The 19,929-nt window shown below is 65.3% G+C and carries 18 protein-coding genes; 7 read left to right on the forward strand and 11 right to left on the reverse strand.

Annotated features, from left to right (window positions below):
- Window positions 1–3: 3 nt before the first annotated feature.
- Window positions 4–1,098, reverse strand: a complete 1,095-nt coding sequence (locus CMN27_RS01850; protein ID WP_293623701.1) for an alpha/beta hydrolase — start codon at window positions 1,096–1,098, stop codon at window positions 4–6.
- A 172-nt stretch (window positions 1,099–1,270) separates the two neighbouring features.
- Between CMN27_RS01850 and CMN27_RS01855 the strand changes: the two genes are divergently transcribed.
- Window positions 1,271–2,455 (forward strand): efflux RND transporter periplasmic adaptor subunit, encoded by a 1,185-nt coding sequence (locus CMN27_RS01855; protein WP_293623702.1) that lies wholly within the window; start codon window positions 1,271–1,273, stop codon window positions 2,453–2,455.
- Between the two features lie 3 nt (window positions 2,456–2,458).
- Window positions 2,459–5,599, forward strand: a complete 3,141-nt coding sequence (locus CMN27_RS01860) for an efflux RND transporter permease subunit (protein WP_293623703.1) — start codon at window positions 2,459–2,461, stop codon at window positions 5,597–5,599.
- 64 nt (window positions 5,600–5,663) lie between these two features.
- Here CMN27_RS01860 and CMN27_RS01865 read toward each other — a convergent pair whose 3' ends face one another.
- Genes CMN27_RS01865 through CMN27_RS01880 form a run of 4 tightly spaced genes read right to left on the reverse strand, consistent with a single transcriptional unit; the run spans window position 5,664 to window position 9,664 of the window.
- Complete coding sequence (locus CMN27_RS01865; protein WP_293623704.1) at window positions 5,664–6,611, reverse strand: DUF4340 domain-containing protein; 948 nt, start codon at window positions 6,609–6,611, stop codon at window positions 5,664–5,666.
- Between the two features lie 7 nt (window positions 6,612–6,618).
- Window positions 6,619–7,962 (reverse strand): GldG family protein, encoded by a 1,344-nt coding sequence (locus tag CMN27_RS01870; RefSeq protein ID WP_293623705.1) that lies wholly within the window; start codon window positions 7,960–7,962, stop codon window positions 6,619–6,621.
- Complete coding sequence (locus CMN27_RS01875) at window positions 7,962–8,732, reverse strand: ABC transporter permease (protein ID WP_293623706.1); 771 nt, start codon at window positions 8,730–8,732, stop codon at window positions 7,962–7,964. Before CMN27_RS01875 ends, CMN27_RS01870 begins: the two co-directional genes overlap by 1 nt.
- Window positions 8,729–9,664 carry an ATP-binding cassette domain-containing protein gene (locus CMN27_RS01880; RefSeq protein WP_293623707.1) on the reverse strand — a complete coding sequence of 312 codons (936 nt, stop codon included), beginning with the start codon at window positions 9,662–9,664 and terminating at the stop codon, window positions 8,729–8,731. Before CMN27_RS01880 ends, CMN27_RS01875 begins: the two co-directional genes overlap by 4 nt.
- Window positions 9,665–9,742: 78 nt before the next feature.
- On the opposite strand from CMN27_RS01880, the gene CMN27_RS01885 reads away from it, so the two are divergent.
- Window positions 9,743–11,764: a hydantoinase/oxoprolinase family protein gene (locus CMN27_RS01885; RefSeq protein ID WP_293623708.1), complete on the forward strand. Its 2,022-nt coding sequence runs from the start codon at window positions 9,743–9,745 to the stop codon at window positions 11,762–11,764.
- A 161-nt stretch (window positions 11,765–11,925) separates the two neighbouring features.
- On the opposite strand, the gene rpmG is transcribed toward CMN27_RS01885, so the two are convergent.
- The 5 genes from rpmG to radC form a co-directional block, all read right to left on the reverse strand.
- Complete coding sequence (gene rpmG / locus CMN27_RS01890) at window positions 11,926–12,081, reverse strand: 50S ribosomal protein L33 (RefSeq protein ID WP_293623709.1); 156 nt, start codon at window positions 12,079–12,081, stop codon at window positions 11,926–11,928.
- Window positions 12,081–12,314: a 50S ribosomal protein L28 gene (gene rpmB, locus CMN27_RS01895; RefSeq protein WP_006912358.1), complete on the reverse strand. Its 234-nt coding sequence runs from the start codon at window positions 12,312–12,314 to the stop codon at window positions 12,081–12,083. The genes rpmG and rpmB overlap by 1 nt, the downstream gene beginning before the upstream one ends.
- A gap of 137 nt (window positions 12,315–12,451) precedes the next feature.
- Entirely contained in the window at window positions 12,452–13,111 is a 660-nt protein-coding gene (locus tag CMN27_RS01900) for a hypothetical protein (RefSeq protein ID WP_293623710.1), read from the reverse strand.
- 198 nt (window positions 13,112–13,309) lie between these two features.
- Entirely contained in the window at window positions 13,310–13,969 is a 660-nt protein-coding gene (locus tag CMN27_RS01905; protein ID WP_293623711.1) for a hypothetical protein, read from the reverse strand.
- Between the two features lie 136 nt (window positions 13,970–14,105).
- Window positions 14,106–14,780, reverse strand: coding sequence for a DNA repair protein RadC (gene radC / locus CMN27_RS01910; protein ID WP_293623712.1), 675 nt, complete (start codon window positions 14,778–14,780; stop codon window positions 14,106–14,108).
- Window positions 14,781–14,915: 135 nt separating this feature from the next.
- Between radC and coaBC the strand changes: the two genes are divergently transcribed.
- Genes coaBC through argB form a run of 4 tightly spaced genes read left to right on the forward strand, consistent with a single transcriptional unit; the run spans window position 14,916 to window position 17,976 of the window.
- Window positions 14,916–16,160, forward strand: a complete 1,245-nt coding sequence (gene coaBC, locus CMN27_RS01915; protein WP_293623713.1) for a bifunctional phosphopantothenoylcysteine decarboxylase/phosphopantothenate--cysteine ligase CoaBC — start codon at window positions 14,916–14,918, stop codon at window positions 16,158–16,160.
- The gene (dut, locus tag CMN27_RS01920; RefSeq protein WP_366515385.1) at window positions 16,160–16,615 is read left to right on the forward strand and encodes a dUTP diphosphatase; all 456 of its coding nucleotides are present in this window, start codon (window positions 16,160–16,162) and stop codon (window positions 16,613–16,615) included. The genes coaBC and dut overlap by 1 nt, the downstream gene beginning before the upstream one ends.
- A gap of 8 nt (window positions 16,616–16,623) precedes the next feature.
- Entirely contained in the window at window positions 16,624–17,025 is a 402-nt protein-coding gene (locus CMN27_RS17410; protein ID WP_366515386.1) for an NUDIX domain-containing protein, read from the forward strand.
- A gap of 39 nt (window positions 17,026–17,064) precedes the next feature.
- A complete protein-coding gene (gene argB, locus CMN27_RS01930; RefSeq protein ID WP_366515387.1) occupies window positions 17,065–17,976 on the forward strand; it encodes an acetylglutamate kinase in 912 nt (303 codons plus the stop codon).
- A gap of 38 nt (window positions 17,977–18,014) precedes the next feature.
- Here the strand turns inward: argB and CMN27_RS01935 are convergent, their stop codons facing one another.
- Window positions 18,015–19,724: a methyl-accepting chemotaxis protein gene (locus CMN27_RS01935; protein ID WP_293623717.1), complete on the reverse strand. Its 1,710-nt coding sequence runs from the start codon at window positions 19,722–19,724 to the stop codon at window positions 18,015–18,017.
- Window positions 19,725–19,929 lie beyond the last annotated feature (205 nt).

Here is a 19,929-nt window from a genome sequence, read left to right on the forward strand (position 1 = left end):
GCGTTATTCGCTGTCGCTGTCGCTGTCGCTGTCGCTGTCGCTGTCGCTTTCACTGCGCGGCGTTTTCAGCGCGTCGAACAGCGCCTGCTTGAACAGCTCGGGCGATTCGATCGGCGGCAGGTGGCCGATGCCTTCGAACGTCACCAGTTCGGCGTTGGGCATGCGGGCGACGGCTTCACGCCCCAGGGTGGGGTAGTCGCCGAGCTTGGCGGCGAGTTCATCGGAGACGAGATCGCTGCCGAGTGCTGTGCGATCGCGGGTGCCGATCATGAGGGTGGTGGGCACGTCGATCTGCTCGAATTCGTAGAACACGGGTTGGGTATAGACCATGTCGTAGGTCGCGGCCTGGGCCCAGGCGACCTTGGACTTGTCTGCCTCGCTGCCGGTGTACATGCCGGCGAGCATCTTCGCCCACTCGGCGTAATCGTCGTTCCATTCACCGTCGTAATAGCTTTTCACCTGATAGGACTTGATGGCGGCGTAGTCCTTTTTCATCTCGCGGGCATACCAGGCGTTCATGCCGCGATAGGGCACGCCCTTGGCCTTCCAGTCTTCCAGGCCGATCGGGTCGACCAGCACGAGCTGTTCGATGGTGTCGGGGTACATCAGCGCATAGCGCATGGCCAGCATGCCGCCCATGGAATGGCCGATGATGGTCGCGTTGTCGATATCCAGCGAGGCGAGCAGCGCCTGCGTGTTCGCAGCCAGGTGATGGAAGCTGTAGCTGTAGGCGGCCGGCTTGTCGGACTTACAGAAGCCGATCTGGTCCGGCACGATCACCCGATAGCCGTTGTCGGCCAGGGCCTGGGCCGTATCCTGCCAGTAGGCGCCGCAGAAGTTCTTGCCGTGCAGCAGGACCGCCACCGGCGCGTTGCGGATGTCATCGGTGGGGGCGATATCCATATAGGCCATGGATACCTTGCCCTGGGGTTCATCGATCTCGAAGTGCGAGACCGGCCAGGGGTAGTCGTAGTTTCCCAGATTGGGGCCGAGATCGGCAGCCTGGGCGTTGTTGCTGGCATCTTGCGCGTGGGGGGCGGCGAAGGCCGTGCTGCAGACGGCGAAGGTCAGCGCACAGGCAATGGCGCGTGGATTCATGGCGGTCGAGGATTGAGGAACCGATGGCGGCCAGCATACCCACAGTCGTCGACCGACCACCAGCGTGAGGAACTGAATGCGTCCAGGCGTGTTCCATAGGAGTAGCGGGTTGTTGAGAGGCATTTTTACGGCGGGCGCGGCAAGGATGTGCCCGACAGTCGAAGGGGGCAGGGTGAGCGATCGCATACAGGCGCCGCGCCGCGCCGCGCAGAATCAATTCGTGCGCTGGCTGCTGGCGGCGTTCATGGGTTTGACCAGCGCGGTGCTGGCCGCGGCCGAGCCGGCGGTGGTGGATACGGTGCGCGTGGACGAGCGCCGCTGGCAGCAGACGGTGCCGCTCTACGGCACGCTCACCTCGCCCCGGGATGCCGACGTAACGCCGCGTATCGCCGGTCTGGTCGAAACGGTGGCCGTGGATGCCGGCGACCGGGTCAAGGCCGGCGATACGCTCATCGAACTCGACCGGGCGCTTTCCAGGCTGGAACTGGACACGCTCCAGGCCTCGGCCGACGAAGCCGCCGCCCAGCTCGAAGAAGCACGACGACTGCTGCGCGAAGCCGATCGTCTGGCCGGGCGCGGCGCGGTGTCGCAAAGCGAACTGGAAGCCCGGCGTTCGCAGGTGGCGGTACGCGCGGCGGCGGTGCAACGCCTGCGCGCCGAAGTGGCGGCCCAGCGCGAACGCCTGGCAAGGCATACGCTGATCGCGCCCTTCGACGGCGTGGTACGTGCACGCCGCGTCGACCCCGGCGAATACGTGGCCCAGACCACGCCGGCGGTATCGCTGGTGGCCACCGATACGCTGCGCCTGGACGTATCCGCGCCGCAGCAGTATTTCGGGCTCATCGAGCCGGGCATGGGCGTGCGGGTGGAACCGGAAACGCCGATCGACGCGCCGATTAATGCAAAGGTGGACGTGATCGTGGGCGCCAGCGATGCCACGGCCCGCAGTTTTCTGGTGCGCATGTTCGTGGACAACCGTGACGGCGCACTCACCCCCGGCATGTCGGCCAAGGCAATGCTGGAACTTGCAAGCGCCGAAGCCGTGGTGATCGCGCCCCGGGATGCGCTGGTACGTGTGCCCGGCGGGGGCACACGCATGTGGCTGGTGCGCGAAGGCGACGACGGTACCCTGCGCGCGGTCAAGCGCCAGGTTTCGCTCGGGCGCAGCGCGAACAACGAGGTGGAAGTGCTCGACGGTCTCGAGGCCGGCGATCGCGTGGTGGTGCGCGGCAACGAAAGCCTGGAAGCCGGGCAGCCGGTGCGCATACGCGACGAGCGATCCGCCTCGGCTGGGCCATCGGCCGACCCGCCGGGCAACGATGGCCGAAGCCTGCGGCTTTCGCAGCCCGGGGGCTGATCGATGTTCGAAGCGCTGATCAAGCGCGGCACGCTGATGACCATCGTCGTGCTGCTGATCTGTCTGTTCGGCGTGCTCGCGGCGATGCGCATTCCCGTACAGATGATTCCCGATCTGGCGGTGCGCACGATCACCGTGACCACCAGCTGGCCGGGGGCCACGCCGCAGGACGTGGAAAACGAAATCCTCATCGAGCAGGAGGAATATCTCGCCAATATCATCGGCCTGCAGCGCATGAGCGCCGAGGCCAAGACCGGCGAGGCCGAGATCGAGCTGGAGTTTCCCTTCTCCACCGACGTCAACGAAGCGCTCATCCGGGTCACCAATGCGCTCATGCAGGTGCCCAGCTACCCCGAGGATGTGAACGAGCCGGAGGTGGTCGCGGCGTCGTTTTCCCAGAATTCCTTCATGTATCTGAGCGTGGCGGCCGAGGCCGGCAACCCGGCCGGGCTGGACATGGCGTTCATGCGCGACTTCGTCGACGACGAGGTGCGCCGACGCATGGAGCGCGTCGAGGGCGTAGCGGACGTGCAGGTCGGCGGCGGCGCCGAACGCCAGGTGCAGATTCATATCGACCCGTCGAAGCTGGCGGCCCGCAACATCTCGATGACCGACGTGCGCGATGCGATTCGTGCCCGCAACCAGGATATTTCCGGCGGCGATATGGATGCCGGCAAGCGGCGCTATCTGGTGCGTACGGTCGGCCGTTTCGACGATGTGTCGGGCCTGGCCGGGGTGGTTCTTTCACGGCGCGGCGACGCGGTGACCACGCTCGGCGACGTGGCAGAAATTCAGCTCGACCATGCCGAAGTCCGCGAGCTGGGCTTCTACAACGACCAGCCGGTGGTCAACCTGCAGGTGCGCCGCCAGCCGGGCTCTAACGTGATCGATATCAAGCGCGACATGCTCGCGCTGCTGCCCGAACTCAATGCCAGCGTGCTCGAGCCGGCGGGCATGCGCATGCGCCTGACCTCGGACGACGTGCGCTATGTGAGCGCCTCCATTGCCAGTGTCTATCGCAATCTGGCGATCGGCGCCGTGCTTGCCGCGATCGTGATGTTCGTGTTCCTGCGCTCGGTCTACGCCACGCTGATCGCGATTCTGGGTATTCCCATCTGCGCGATCGCAGCGTTCATTGGCCTGGCGGCGTTCGGGCGCACCATCAACGTGATCTCGCTGGCCGGTATCGCTTTTGCCATCGGCATGACGCTGGACAACAGCATCGTCGTACTCGAAAACATCGCCCGCAAGCGCAGCGAAGGCGCACGCCGCTGGCAGGCAGCCATCGATGGCGTACGCGAAGTGTGGCCGGCCGTGCTGGCCTCCACGCTGACCACAGTGATGGTGTTCGCGCCGGTGTTGTTCATCACCCAGAAGGCCGGCCAGCTGTTCTCGGATATCTCGATCGCCATTTCGGCGGCGATTCTGGTATCGATGCTGGTCGCGATCATGGTGGTGCCGACCGCGGCGGCCCGTATTCTGCCGCGCAATTCCGGCGCGGCCGATACCGCGAACGGGCCCGTATCGCGCGGCGTGCTCGCCCTGTGTGCCTGGATTACCGCCGTGCGTTCGCGGCGTTATCTGACCATGGCATCCATTGCCGGCGCGCTGGGCGTGGGCGTGTTCGTGCTCACGCCGCCGGCGGAATATCTGCCCGACGGCGAGGAGGCGAAGACGTTTTCTTCCATGCTGCCGCCGGCCGGCTACAACCTCACCGAACTGGGCGATATTGCCGAGGAGCTGCGCGCACGCTTCATGCGCTATGTGCCGGATGAAAACGGCGATATCGAAGCCGACGACGGCGCCCTGCCGGCGATCGCCTATCTGAACATGAGCGTGACCACCAATCAGCTGCGCGTGATCGCCGAGCCGGTCAACGACCGCGAGATCGGCGCGCTCATGAACGCTTTCAATGAAAGTTTCGAGGCTTATCCCGGCATGCGGGCCTTCTCCACCAAGGGTTCGATCATCTCGTCGAACGACGGCGGCACGCGGGCGATCAATATCGACATATCGGGCGCGGATCTGGCCACGATCTATGCCGCGGCCGAGGCGATCTATGCCCGTGCCAACGCGGTGTTCGACAACCCGCAGGTGCTGGCCGAGCCGTCCACGCTCACGCTTGGCCAGCCGCTGCTGCGTATCGAGCCCGACCATGCGCGTATCGCCGAGCTGGGTCTCGATGCGGCCGATATGGGCTATACGATCGCCGCGCTCACCGACGGCGCCTATGTCGATGAGTATTTCTTCTCCGACGACAAGGTCGATATCTATCTCTACGATGCAGCCGGCAAGCCCGACAGCGTGGATGCGATATCGCGTCTGCCGATTGCCACGAGTGCGGGCGTGCTGCCGGTCGTCGCACTCGCCGATGTCGTACCCACGGTGGATACCGACGTGATACGACGCCTGGATAGCCGGCGTACGGTCACCATTCGGGTCATCCCGCCCTCCAGCGTACCGCTGGAAGCCGGCGTGGATCGGGTCAACCGCGAGGTGATCGACCATCTGCGCGAGCAGGGCGCGATCGATGCGTCACTCGCACTCGATATCTCGGGCGCCAGCGACGAGCTGGAAGTCACCCGCGATGCGCTCATGGGCAACTATATGGTCGCCATCGGGGTGTGCTATCTGCTGCTGGTGGCGATCTTCTCCCACTGGGGGTATCCGCTGCTCATTCTCACCAGCGTGCCGCTGGGGATCGCCGGCGGCGTGGTCGGGCTTGCCATGCTCAACGGCGTCGGCGCGCTGTTGCCGCTGGTCGGCCTCACAGCGCTGTCGCAGCCTTTTGACCTGATTACCATGCTCGGCTTTCTCATTCTGGTGGGTACGGTGGTGAACAACCCGATTCTCATCGTCGAGCGCGCCCGCGCCAACGTGGCCGCCGGCATGGCCGCAATCGAGGCGGTACAGGATGCGGTGGCCGTGCGGCTGCGCCCGATCCTCATGACCACCATCACCACCACCTTCGGGCTGGCGCCGCTGGTATTTCTGCCGGGCGCCGGCACCGAGCTTTATCGCGGCCTGGGGGCGATCGTGATGTTCGGGCTGTTGTTTACCATGGCCACGACCGTGACCTTTTTGCCCGCGATGCTTACGGGCGTGTTGCAGTTCAGCGCACGGCGCGCCGAGAAATCCGCCTGATTCGAACGTGTCGAATCAGCAGCCTGGGGCCGACATGGGTGCGTGGCCAGCCGATCAATTACGTTCAGTCGGTGGCTGGCGTGGTGTTGGCCGTGTCGCCGTCCGGGGTCAACGGAATGGCCGAGGGTTGCAGGCTGCGCCCACGCCCGGCGCCGAGCGTGTCCGGATGCTGCATGTCCAGCAGGGGCCCGGCCAGATGCGGGGCGAAGTGGTAGTCGATGCCGCGCTCGTCGTCGCGCAGGATGAGCTCGGGCTCGCGTTCGATGACGTCCAGGCGCCGGATATGTTCGTCGGCGTAGCGCAGGGTCACGCGGGCGATACGGGCGCGTGAGGCATCCACGGGTTCGAGTGACAGCGCACGGCTGTGGCGCCAGGCATCGATCGTGGCCTGGGCATAGTCGGCGCCGCGATCGGCGCTTTTCGGCTCCACCTGCCAGCCGCCGGTATCGCTGCGCGCAAGCGTGAGCCGCGGCAGGATGAGCTGGGTCAGCTGTGCATCGTCGGCGAGGAGGGTGGGCGAGACCCAGTTGCGCCAGTTGGTCGGTAGCCGGGCCAGACGTTCGGCCTTGACCAGTAGCAGGGCATGCGGCGTGGCGACATAGCGGCTGGCCGGTGCCGGGCCCTCGTTGCCCACCAGAATGGGGGCCTGACCGTTGAAGCGCACCACCAGCGCCGGGTCGTCGAGGCCGGTGGTGCGCTCGTCGATCGCGCCGCGTTCATAGCGCTGGCTGGGCGTGGCTTCGGCCAGGGCCAGCAGGGCCTGTATCGGCGCGGCATCGGCGGGTGCGGCAATCGGCTGCTGCAGCCGCCAGTCGGCCTCGGGATTGGCGCGATCCAGCTCGACCACGGCATCGGACAGATGCACCTCCATATGGGTGAGTGCGTCGGGGGCGATGGCAGAAACGGTTTCCGGCGGCTGGGGCGGGGGCGTGCGGAACAGCCACAGCAGGATGGCGAGCACGACGATGCCGGCAACCAGGACCGCATTGAAAATCAGGCGCCTGCGATTCATGCCCTGATCACCGGCGGCGTCGGCGTTGCCAGCGCAACAGCCCGAAGCCGATGAGCACGAGCGGCAGGATCAGCACATAGACCCACCAGAAGCCGCGAATCTGGGCCGGGCTGAGCTGCAGGCGGGTGTCCGGTGCCTTGGCGACATCGACCGCGATCTGGGCATCGCGAAAGGCCAGCCACTGGAACAGGGCGAGGGCGAGCGGGCGGTTGCCGAGCCGCTCGAGATGGCCATTGGTCATGAAGTCGCTGTCGGCGATGACGGCCACGCGCTGTGCGAACTGGCCGGCGTCGGTGTCTACGGCACGGCTCAGCGCGATGCCCATATCCAGCGGGCCGCGGATATCGCCCTGGTCGGGTTGGAAGGTCAGGCTCTGCTGGCCGTCGATCGGCCCGGTCTCCAGCCAGCTGCGCGTGCTTGAACGCAGAAAGGTGTCGGCTTTCCAGTCGTTTGTGGCGGCGTTATTGAGCCGTGCCAGCGCGCCGGCATAGGGAAACAGGCCGATCTGGTTGAGGTTCTCGGTGATCGGCGTATTCGGATAGTTGGCGACCAGGGCGATGGCCGGGTGGCCGGTGCCCAGCTCGCGAAAATCCGGGTAGATGACCGTACCGGGCAGCCAGCTCAGGCCCAGATCGCGGGCCAGCGGTTCCAGGCCATAGCGCGGGCCGGGATCGTCGGCCCAGAGCAGGGCACCGCCGCGCTCGACATAGTCGCGCAGCATGCGGATTTCGCCGGGCAGCATGCTGCGCTGGGGACTGGCGATGACCACCAGCGCCGCGTTATCAGGAATGGCCGCTGCCTCGGCGATATTCAGGCTGCGGGTGGTCATGCCCTGGGCATCGAGCGCGGCGGCGAGTTCGCTGTAGCCGCCGTTGGATTTGTCGGCGGGCGAGCGCTCGCCGTGTCCGGACAGAAACACCACCCACTGGTCCTTGGCCACCGATAGCTTCTGCAGCGCGTTGGTCACGCTTTTTTCGCTGAAGTCGGTGACTGTCTGGCTGCGGCCCTGGTAGCGGATCTGAACGGCGCCCTTGTCGCCGATGCCCAGCGCGCGCACCTGCTGCGGGTCGCGGGCCGGGTCGACAAAGTCCAGACGCACCTGCGAACCGGCGCGGGTATAGCGGGCCAGCTGTTCGGCGACCTCGGCGCGGCGCGGGCCGGGGTAGATATAGGCGGTGAACGAAACCGGCCCTGCGTCGAGGGCATCCAGTACCTGCTGGCTGGCCGGCGACAGGGAATTGCGGTTGCCGGCGGTCCAGTCCGCGCTGATCGAAAAACGCTGGCTGAGCGCGCCGGCCAGGAGGGCGGCGACGACGATCAGTGCAAGCGACAGGCCGTGACTGGCACGCATCAGTGGCGATCCATATCGAGTCGCACCACGGTCAGGGCGAGAAAACACAGGGTGAATATCAGGAAGTAGAGCACGTCGGCGCTCGAGAACACGCCGCGCAGCAGGGCATCGTGGTGGCCGATCAGCGACAGGGCATGGGCGATATCGCCAACCGGCAGCGTGGTGCCGAGCACCACCGGCTGCCAGTCGAATGTCGACACGGCATAGAACAGCCACAGCAGCATGAGCACGCCGAGCGTGGCCACCGCAGCCAGCGTGGGCTCGCGGGTGAGCGACGACACGAACAGGCCGATGGCCGAAAACGCGGCCATGACCAGCCACAGGCCGATCAGTCCGGCGCTCAGCAGGCCGAGGTCCAGGGGCGTGAACAGTGCCAAGGACAAAGGCATGGCGGCGATGAGCACGAACATCAGGCTCAGATAGCCCATGACCGCAGCGAACTTGCCGAGCACGATGGCCCAGAGCGGCGCGGGGGCGGCCAGCATGAGATCGAGATTGCCGCTCTTACGCTCTTCGGCGAAGGCGCGCATGGTCAGAAGCGGCACCACCAGCAACAGCACCACCGTGGCGAAACGAAACACGCCGCCGCCCACGATCGCCGAAATGCCGTCGTATTCGCCCACGGTCTGCGGGTTGAGGCTGATATCGGTCAGCGACAGGGCAAACAGAATGCCCAGCAACAGCTGGGTGACGGCCAGCAGTGTCCAGGACAGCGGCGAGACGAACAGCCGGTTGAGTTCGTGAGCGGTGATGGCGCGGGTGGCGTTCATGCAGCGTGGTCCGGGCGGTCGCGGGTGAGTTCGCGAAAACGACTTTCCAGGTCGGGCGTATGGCTGCGCATCTCCAGCAGCTGCCAGCCGCGATGTACGGCGGTTTCGGCCAGCGCGCCGCGAATATCGCGCCCGGCCTCGGAGACGATACGCCAGCGCCCGTCGCCGATGGATTCCACCGACTTTACGCCGGCAATGGCGGCCAGCGTGTCGTGATCGGGGCTGGCGCGCAGCATGATATCGACCACCGACGGTGCCTGCTCGATACCGCGGGGGCGCTCGTCGAGCACGATCCGGCCGTGATGCAAGATCACCACCCGCGCTGCCACTGCCTCGATTTCCGAGAGGATATGACTGGATACGATCACGCTATGGCGGGTCGCCAGCCGGGCGACCAGCTCGCGAATGCCGCGTAGCTGGTTCGGGTCGAGCCCGGCGGTGGGCTCGTCGAAGATGAGCACGTCCGGGCGATGTACGATCGCCTGGGCGATGCCCACGCGCTGCTGATAGCCCTTGGACAGGTTGCCGATCAGGCGCCGGCCCACGTCTTCGAGCCCGCAGTCGGCCTTGGCCTGATCGATCGCCGCACGCCGCTGGCGCCGGGCGATGCCGTGCAGTCGCGCACAGAAGGTCAGGTATTCATCGACGGTGAGTTCGGCATAGACCGGCGGATGCTCGGGTAGATAGCCCAGATGACGCTTGGCCTGCAGCGGCGACCGGGCCATGTCGAAGCCGGCGATCTCGACGCGCCCCGCGCCGGGGGCCAGCGTGCCCGCGAGCATGCGCAGGGTGGTGGACTTGCCGGCGCCGTTGGGCCCGAGCAGGCCCAGCACCTCGCCCTGGGCGAGCGACAGATCCACGCCGTCGACCGCGCGCCGGCCGGCATAATCGCGGACCAGCCCTTGCGCTACGAGCTTCAAATCGCTTTCCATGGTGATTTCCCGGCACAGCGACCGCGTCTATTCCTATGAAACGGATAGCGGGCGGTCGAATCATCCGCTGACAGGATCATGACCCTAAACCACGACGATCGTTCGACAAAGTCGCAATCCGGTTCACGCAGCGCCGGCGAGCTGGGCGTGGATACCGGCGGAACGTTCACTGACGTGATCGCCCGCGAGCAGGGCGCCCTGGCGGTCTACAAGATTCCCTCCACCCCGGACGCGCCCGAGCAGGCCGTGATCGACGGCGTACGTCATTTTGCCGGCGAGGCCGCGGCCGATTGGCGGATCGTGCACGGCTCCACCGTGGCGACCAACGCCGTGCTGGAAAACAATCTGGCGCGTACGGCCTATATCGCGAATACCGGCTTTGCCGACGTGCTGACCATCGGCCGTCAGGCCCGGCGCGAGCTGTATGCCCTCGAACCCGCGCCCAATCCGGTACCGGTGGCGCCCGAGCTGTGTTTCGAAGTGGATGCCCGGCTCGACGCGCAGGGGCAGTCGATCATCGCGCTTAACGAGGCGATGTGCGATGCCCTCGTCGAACAGCTGCGCGATGCCGGCGTCGAGGCGGTGGCCATCAACCTGCTGTTCGCGTTTCTGAACGGCGACGACGAGGCCGCGATCGAATCCGCGCTGCGTCGGGCGTTGCCGGATCTCGCCATTGCCCGCGGCAGCCGGGTACTGCCCGAATACGGCGAATACGAACGCGGCATCGCGACCTGGCTCAACGCCGCGCTCGGGCCGACCGTGGGCGGCTATCTGCGCCGCCTCGAGGGCGCGCTCGAACGGGTGGCCATCATGCACGGCGCGGCCGGCACGGTCGGCGTCGATCAGGCCGCCGACAACGCCGTGAACCTGTTGCTCTCGGGCCCGGCAGGCGGGCTGCTAGGCGCTCGTTTCGTGGCCCGTTCGGCCGGACTCGAGCGTGTACTCACCCTCGACATGGGTGGTACGAGCAGCGATGTGGCCCTGGTTGCCGACGAGCTGGCCTTGACCAGCAAGACACGGATCGCCGGTTATCCCGTCGCCGTACCCATGGTGGATATGCACACCATCGGCGCGGGCGGCGGCTCGATTGCCTGGCTGGATGCGGGCGGGCTGCTGCAGGTCGGCCCGGCGAGCGCCGGCGCCGAGCCGGGCCCGGCCTGCTATGGCAAGGGCGGCGAACAGCCTACGGTGACCGACGCCCATGTGGTGCTCGGGCGTCTGCCGGCCTCGACCCAGCTCGGCGGGCATATGGGCCTGGACGTGCAGGCGGCGCGCCGCGCCGTGGCGCGTATCGCCGAACCATTGAATATGTCGGTGGAAGAAGCCGCCGCGGGCATTCTGCGCATCGCCGATGAAGCGATGACCGGCGCGTTGCGGGTGATTTCGGTCGCACGCGGCGAATCCGTGGCCGACGACAGCCTGCTCTGCTTCGGCGGGGCCGGGCCGCTGCATGCCTGTGCGCTGGCCGACGGCATGGGCATGAAGCGCGTGCTTATTCCCGTGTTTGCCGGGGTGCTGTCGGCGCTGGGAATGCTCGTTGCCCGGCGCTCGCGCGAACGCTCGTTGAGTATTCTGCAGCCGCTGGTCGATATGGACGCCGACCGGATCGATGCCTGGCTTGCGCCGCTTCGCGAAGCCACCCGCGACGAACTGGTGGAAGAAGGCATCGATGCGGGCGATATCGAGGAACGCCTGAGCGCCGATCTGCGCTATGCCGGCCAGAGCGCGTCGCTCAATCTCGCCTGGCGCGAGCCGGCCGCGCTGGTGGACGCCTTTCACGAAGCTCACGAGGCGCGCTACGGGCATCGGTTCGATCTGAGCGTGGAGCTGGTCAATCTGCGCCTGCACCGGGCTGGGCCGGTGCCCGACGTCGAACTGCCCGATATCGAAACCGGTACGGGCGTGCCGACGCCGGTCGAAACGGTCGCCGTCCATGGCTGCGACGGCGAGGTGCCGGTTTATGAGCGTAACGCCCTGCGCGCCGGCCAGCGTTTCGATGGTCCGGCGATTTTGCGCGAGACGATGACCACCACGTGGATCGCGCCGGGCTGGTCTGCCTCGGTCGATCGCAAGGGCAATCTGCTGCTCGAACGCCGATAGCGGGCGATTGCCCTCGCCCCACGGGGCGCGTCTCGTGCATGCGGAGGCGCTGTGCGAGGTGCGCCAGTATCGGTCGCCCCCGCATTCGAGCCGCCCACAAAAAAACCGGCGCATGGCCGGTTTTTTCTAATCCCGATCGGCCGCAGCCGATCAAGCGAAGATCACTTGATCTTCGCTTCCTTGAAGATCACGTGCTTGCGTGCCTTGGGATCGTATTTCTTCATCTCGAGCTTGTCGGGCGTGTTCCGCTTGTTCTTGTACGTGGTGTAAAAGAACCCGGTATCCGCCGTCGAGACCATGCGTACTTTTTCGCGCATTATGCTTTCTCCTGCTTGCGGATCTTGGCAAGCACCGTGTCGATACCCTGGCGGTCGATGATACGCATGCCCTTGGCAGACACGCGCAGGCGCACGTAGCGCTTTTCCGATTCCACCCAGAAACGGTGCCAGTGCAGGTTGGGCACGAAGCGACGTTTCGTCTTGTTGTGGGCGTGCGAGACGTTGTAACCGGTAACCGGCTTCTTGCCGGTGACCTGACAGATCTGGGACATGACTAACTCCTGGGTCGCGCGCTCATGCGTCAGCGAGCCGCGCATTTAACCATCAAAAACCGCGCGACACAACCGTTGTGCGCCAGAAATCGCGGGCGGCCACGACAACGCAGCCGCCCGCAGGGCCGGGCAGGGTACTAGAAATTCACCCGGGCGCCGAGGCGGATCTCGTTATCAAAACCGAGATCGCGGTTCGCGGTTTCGATATCAGTGGCTTCGAAGTCGGCGGTCAGGGCGATCGCGTCATTCACATAGCCCAGCGCGCGAACCCCGTAGCGCATGCCGTCGGCGCTGCCCAGCCCGGCACCGAGCGTGCCGTAATCGACCCAGCCCACATGCGGGTTGATCTCGATCTGGCGATCCACCATCCAGCGCAGGCCGGCGTCGACGCCGTAGCCGTTGGAATCGGCATCGCGCCCGCCGGTGCCGGGTACGTCATCGAGGTTCAGGCGTTCGAACGAAACCTGACCGTAGTAGCCCACGCCGGTGCCGTCGCCGCGGCCGAAGTCGTAGAAGTCGTTTGCGCCCACGCCAACGCTGGTGCGGTTGGCATCGTAGGAACTGCTGTCCACGTCGAGCCAGTCATAACGGCCGTTCACGAATACGTGGGACGTGATCGCGACCGAGCCTTCCAGCGCGTAACCGTCGTAGTCCTGGCCGGTGCCGTTGGCATTGCCGTCGACGACCCAGTCGCCCTGGAAATAGCTGTAGCTCGGAGCACCGGGCGTATCGTTGGGCGCGGCAAAGCCGACCAGCGGAACGACGGCGAGCCCGAGAGCGATGGCGGTATTCTTCATGTGGATCAGTCCAGTTGTTCGGGATGGTCGTGTTCGCTCAAGAGTTTGAACGAAAAGGATTAATGCGATGGTGACGACCCGCTCGAGGTCTGTCAAAGAACAGGGCGTCGGTTACTTCAAATAAAACACCCCGCCGTAGCGGGGTGCCGGGACCGCGGCCGCGCACCCGCGCGACCGCGTGAACCTGAACGCGTTCGCTTAGAAGCTGTAACGCGCGCCGACGCGCACTTCGTTGCCGAAGTCGAGATCGGCAGCACTGAGGTCATAGTCGGTCTTGGCGTATTCGGCCGACAGCGCCAGGTTGTCGGTCAGGTAGCCGACCGTGCGCAGGCTGTAGCGCATGCCGTCGGCCTTGCCCAGATCCACGCCGTCACCGGAGTTGCGGCCGTAGTCGACATAGCCGATGTTCGGGTTGATCTCGACGGCCGGGTCGACCATCCAGCGCAGGCCGGCATCGATGCCGTAGCCGGTGGCGCTGGTGTCGGCGCTGCCGACAACGTCATCGAACTGCAGGCGTTCGTAGGACACCTGGCCGTAGTAGCCCAGGCCCGTGCCTTCCGCGCCGCCATAGTCGTAGAAGTCGTTCAAGCCTACACCGAGACTGCCGCGGTCGATGTCGGTACGGGAATTATCCACGTCGAGACGGTCATAGCGGCCCTTGACGTAGACGTGCGGCACGATCGCGGCCGAACCTTCGAGACCGAAACCATCATAGTCTGCGCTGGTGCCGTCGATCTTGCCGTAGGGGATGTAGTCGCCCTGAACGTACGTGTAGCTCGGGCCCTCGTGGTTGGTCGGGGCCGCCATGGCGGCGAACGGCACAAAAGCGGCGCCAAGCAGGATCGCGGTCTTTTTCATGATGTACTCCAAATCAGTGGTGCCGGAACGGTTCCGGCTGCGGACAGAAAGCCTGTCTGCGCACATCATCTTAATTTTAAATTAACGAAACATTAACGCCTGTTTGAGCGGGCGCGCGGGCCTTGGGTTATCGAGGTTACAGCAGACCGCGTTCGGCGAAAGACACGGTCTGGCGCGCAGCGATGACCAGATGATCGAGCACGCGAACATCGACGAGCGCGAGCGCATCGGCCAGCCGACGGGTGATATCGCGATCAGCCGCGCTGGGCTCGGCGACCCCCGAGGGGTGGTTGTGGGCCAGGATCACGGCCGCGGCATTGTGGCGCAGCGCGGCCTTGACCACCTCGCGCGGATAGACGGCCGCGCCATCGATGGTGCCGCGAAAGAGCTCTTCGAAGGCGATGACGTGATTGCGGGTGTTCAGGAACACGCAGGCGAACACCTCGTGCGGGACATGGGCGAGCTTGAGGGTGAGATAGCGCCGGGTGGCCTCGGGCGCGGACAGCACGTCGACCTCGGCGAGGGTTTCCGTGGCATGGCGGCGCGCCATCTCCATAACCGCCTGCAGCTGCGCGAACTTGGCCACGCCCAGCCCGCGGGTCGCACAGAAGGTTTTCTGGTCGGCGGCCAGCAGCGCGCCGAGGCTTTCGTATTCGCTAAGCAGCTGACGGGCGAGATCGACCGCGCTCGCGCCGCGTACGCCCACGCGCAGAAAGATCGCCAGCAGCTCGGCGTCGGACAGCGCGCCCGCGCCGCGCTCAAGCAGCTTTTCCCTGGGCCGCTCGGCGGCCGGCCAGTCGGAGATACCCATGCAACGCCCTTCCCCTTGGTCATCGTCGGTTGCGGCAGGTGTTTGTCGGCACAATCTGAAAATAGCTTCATGCCGAATCTATAATCCTGTCGTGCCAGGCGGGCGTCGTCCAGTCAGACAGGTACAATGCGAACCATGTCCATGCTTGCCCATCGCAAAATTCTGCTCGGCGTGACCGGTAGCATCGCCGCCTACAAGACAGCCGCGTTGACGCGCCGGCTGGTCGAGGCCGGCGCCGAAGTGCAGGTGGTGATGACCGAGTCCGCCAAGCGCTTCATCACGCCCATGACGCTGGCCGCGCTGTCCGGGCGTGGCGTGCGCGACAGCCTCTGGGACGAGGCGGCCGAGCTGAACATGGGGCATATCGAGCTGGCGCGCTGGGCCGATTTGATCGTGATTGCGCCGGCCTCGGCCGATACGCTGGCACGGCTGTGTGCGGGGCGCGCGGACGATCTGTTGTCCACACTCTGTCTGGCAAGCCATGCCGATGTCATGGTGGCGCCGGCCATGAATTACGTGATGTGGGCCCATCCGGCGACCCGTGCCAATGTCGAAACGCTTGCCACGCGCGGCGTGCGTTTCGTGGGCCCGGCCGACGGCGAACTCGCCGAGCGCGAAAGCGGGGCCGGGCGCATGGTCGAGCCGGAGGCGATTCGCGACGCCATCGCGGCCTATTTCGATACCGTCGCCGAGGACGGCCTGCTGGCCGGCCGCGAGGTGGTGATTACCGCCGGGCCCACGCGCGAAGCGCTGGATCCGGTGCGTTTCATCACCAACCATTCCTCGGGGCGTATGGGCTATGCGCTGGCCAGCGCCTGCGCGGATGCGGGTGCGCGCGTCACGCTCATTTCCGGGCCGACCGCGCTCGATATTCCGCCGGGGGTGGAACGCGTGGATGTGCAGTCGGCCGCCGATATGCATGCGGCCGTGATGGCGGTGATCGACATGGCCGATATATTCATCGGTGCGGCCGCGGTGGCCGATTACCGTCCCGCTACCACAGCGGCAGACAAGATCAAGAAGTCCGACGGCGACACCAGCCTCGCACTCACCCGCACCCGCGACATCATTGCCGACGTGGCCGCGGCCCATCCCTATCTGTTCACGGTCGGCTTTGCCGCCGAAACCACGGGCATGGAGGCCAGCGCGCGGGCCAAGCGCGAGCGCAAGAAGCTGTCGATGGTTGCCGGCAACATCGTCGGCCCGGCGCATGCCTTCGGCCGCGACGACAACGCGCTGTACGTGGTCTGGGAAGGCGGCGAGCGTGAACTCGCGAAGGCCAGCAAGCATGAACTGGCCGAACAGCTCGTCGCGCTCATCGCCGAGCGTATGGCCGCCGAAGTCGGCCTGCTTCCCGATTCATCCGAAGGAAGGTTTTGATGGCCAGCCTGCAAGTCAAGGTACTCGACCCGCGCTGGGGCCGTGATTTCGAACTGCCACAGCGGGCCACGGCCGGTTCGGCCGGGATCGATTTGCGCGCCATGCTCGAAGCCCCCCTCACGCTTGCCCCCGGCGACTGCGAGCTGATTCCCACGGGCCTCGCGGTTCATATCGCCGACCCGAACCTGGCCGGCATGATCCTGCCACGTTCAGGGCTTGGCCATAAGCACGGCATCGTGCTGGGGAATCTGGTCGGGCTGATCGACTCCGACTACCAGGGGCCGTTGATGGTGTCCTGCTGGAACCGAGGCACGGCCGAATTCACCATTGATGTCGGCGAGCGTATTGCCCAGTTCGTGCTCGTGCCGGTTGTCGCCCCCGAGCTCGAGGTGGTTGAAGCCTTCGACGACAGCGCCCGCGGCGCAGGCGGCTTTGGCTCGACCGGTACGCGTTAGCGCCCGGCATGCAGCCTCGATTCGATGCGGCTTTTGCGATCGTGCTCGATCGCGCATCGCGGGTGCTGCTTTGCCACCGCACGGATCGCGATGCCTGGAATCTGCCCGGCGGCGGGCGCGCGCCGGGCGAGTCGCCGCGAAAAACGCTGCTGCGCGAAGTCGCCGAAGAAACCGGGCTGCGGGTCGCGCTCGCTCGCCATGTCGGGCGCTATCGCGTGCCCAGTCAGGGCGTTGTCGTGGAAACCTGGCAGTGCACCGTGGTTGGCGGTAACTTGCGCTGCAGTGATGAAGCCGACCGGGTCGGCTGGTTTTTTCATACGGCGCTGCCGGCAACGACTCTGCCGCGCCACGTCGAACGCGTTGCCGACGCCCTGGCGGGCGACCCTCGTGTTTTACGACGAACGCAATAACTTCCTGACGCTATGACTCCGTTCGAACAGAACAAACGTATGTCACTCGATCCCGAACAGGCCGCGCGCGTGGCTCGCGTGCTGGGCGAAGCCTTGCCCTATATCCGCCGCTTTGCCGGCAAGACGGTGGTGATCAAGTATGGCGGCAACGCCATGACCGATCCCGAACTCAAGTCCGGCTTTGCCCGTGATATTGCGCTCATGAAGCTGGTTGGCTTCAATCCGGTGGTGGTGCACGGCGGCGGCCCGCAGATCGGCAAGCTGCTGGAGCGCGTCGGCAAGCAGACCGAGTTCATCAAGGGCATGCGGGTCACCGACGAAGAAACCATGGACGTGGTCGAGATGGTGCTCGGCGGGCTGGTCAACAAGGAGATCGTGAATCTCATCAACCAGCACGGCGGCCGTGCGGTGGGGTTGACCGGCAAGGACGGCGGGCTGATTCATGCCCGCAAACTCGCGCTGGTGGGTGACGATACCGACCTCGGCTTCGTCGGTGAGGTGTCGCATATCGACCCGCATATCGTGAAACGCCTGGAGGCGGACGATTTCATCCCCGTGATCGCCCCGATCGGGGTGGGCGCGGACGGGCGCAGCTACAACATCAATGCCGACCTGGTGGCCGGCAAGATCGCCTCCGTGCTGGAAGCCGAAAAGCTCATGCTGCTGACCAATACCCCCGGCGTGCTAGACGCCGAGGGTCATCTGTTGACCGGTCTGGCGCCGGGCCAGGTGCGGGAACTGATCGACAGCGAGGTGATTCACGGCGGCATGCTGCCCAAGATCCAGTGCGCGCTCGACGCCGTGGCCTCGGGGGTGACATCGGCCCATATCGTGGATGGCCGGGTGGAAAACGCGGTACTGCTGGAGCTGTTCACCGATGCCGGCGTGGGCACCCAGATCACCCGTCAACCGGCCGAGCCCCCGGCAGCGAACGACCCCGAGCCGGCCTGAACAATTCAGGGCCAGCTCGATGTGTGGTCGAACCGGGCCTAGAAACTGGCCCAGTCGGCGTCCTCATCGATCTTCGGCTCCGACTTGGCAGCGCTTGGCTTCAGCTTGGTCGCAACGGGGGCTTTGCTCGGGGCGCTTGATTTCGCCGACGGCGTTTTTTCGGCCGCCGCATCAGGCGCCGGCGCAGTCGTGGCCTGATCGGGCAGTTGGAAGAATGCGATCTGCTTGTCGAGGTTGGCCGCCTGTTCTTCCAGCGACAGACTCGCTGCAGCCGACTCCTCGACCAGCGACGCATTCTGCTGGGTCATGGTATCCATCTGCGATACCGCGATATTGACCTGATCGATGCCGTGGGCCTGTTCGTTGCCGGCGGCCGCGATTTCGGAGATCAGATCGCCGACCTTGTTGATCGACTCGACGATCTCGCTGAGCACCGTGCCGGACAGGGCGACCTGCTTGGAGCCGTCGGCCACCTTGTTCGCGCTGTCTTCGACCAGAGACTTGATGTCCTTGGCGGCGGCCGCACTACGGCTGGCCAGATTGCGTACCTCGGCGGCCACCACGGCGAAACCGCGACCCTGCTCACCAGCGCGCGCTGCTTCGACCGAGGCATTCAGCGCCAGCAGGTTGGTCTGGAAGGCGATCCCGTCGATCAGGCCCACGATCTCGCTGATACGCTGGCTCGACGCACTGATTTCGTCCATCGCTTCGACCGCGCTCTGAACCACGTCCGAGCCTTCGCCGGCGCGGCTGCGCACCTGACGGGCGAGCTGATCGGCCTGTGCCGAGTTGTCGGCGTTCTGCTTGACCGTTGACGTCATCTGTTCCATCGACGCCGCGGTTTCTTCCAGGTTGGCTGCCTGCTCCTGGGTGCGCGTACTCAGCTCATCGTTGCCCAGGGCGATTTCACGGGCGCCGGTATAAACGCTTTCGCTGAGCTGGCGCAGGGTGAGAACCAGCGCGGCCAGCGTCTGACGCTGCTTGCTCATCGCGGTGAGCAGCTGGGCAATTTCGTCGCGGCCGTCCACCGAAATATCGCGGCGCAGATTGCCGCCGGCGACGTCTTCGACCACGCCGACCGCATAACGCACCGGACGGGTGATACTGCGCGTAATCAGCCAGGAGAGTATGACCGCGAGCACGACACAGACCGCGGCGAACGCCAACAGTGCGACCAGCGCCTGGCGTTGCTGGGCTTCCATGACCTCGACCATTTCAGCCATATGGGCTTCGGCCTCGATGTCGATATCGTGCGCGATCTCCTCGAACTGGTTAATGGGCGCCTTGTACTCTTTCAGAGCAGCGTCGGCGGCGTTGGTCGATACGAGCTCGCCATTCCGGATGCGGTCATAGATCCGGTTGAAGCCGTCGCCATAGGTGCCGAGCAGCGTGGCTGCCTGCTGATAGAGCGCGCGTTGTGTGTCGCTTTCGGCGGTTTGCGCACCACGGCGCACGGACTCGGCCAGTGCGGCGTAGTTGTCGTCCCACTTCTGCTTGAACTCCGCACGTTCCTGGGGGTCGTCGATGCTGATCAATACGTCCTTCTCGTAGCGCCTGGCATCCAGTGCCTGGTTCTGAAGCTTGACCGCGTTCAGGGCGACCTGGGTATCGACCTGAATGGCGCGGTCCGCCGTGGCGGACACGTGTCTTAGCCCGTAGGTCGCCACGGCGGTATCGATGATCAGAAGCAGCGTCAAAAGCCCGAAGGCGACGGCGAGACGCGAGCCGATAGTCAGACGGTTGAGCATTGGAGGAGCCGATAGATTGTTGCAGTTTTGTTATCGGCCCAATTGGGTATTGATTTAAATTTATTTTTATGTGCAATTTGCAAATCATCTTCTTAACGGCATGAAGGCGGTGTCGAACCGACGAAAAAAAAACCGGCCAAACCCAGGCGCCGCAATGGCTCGGCCGTCGGCCTGCAACCCAGGGTTAATCCGTAAGAATCGAGGG

The organism is Salinisphaera sp. (assembly GCF_002729955.1).
Classification (GTDB): Bacteria; Pseudomonadota; Gammaproteobacteria; order Nevskiales; family Salinisphaeraceae; genus Salinisphaera.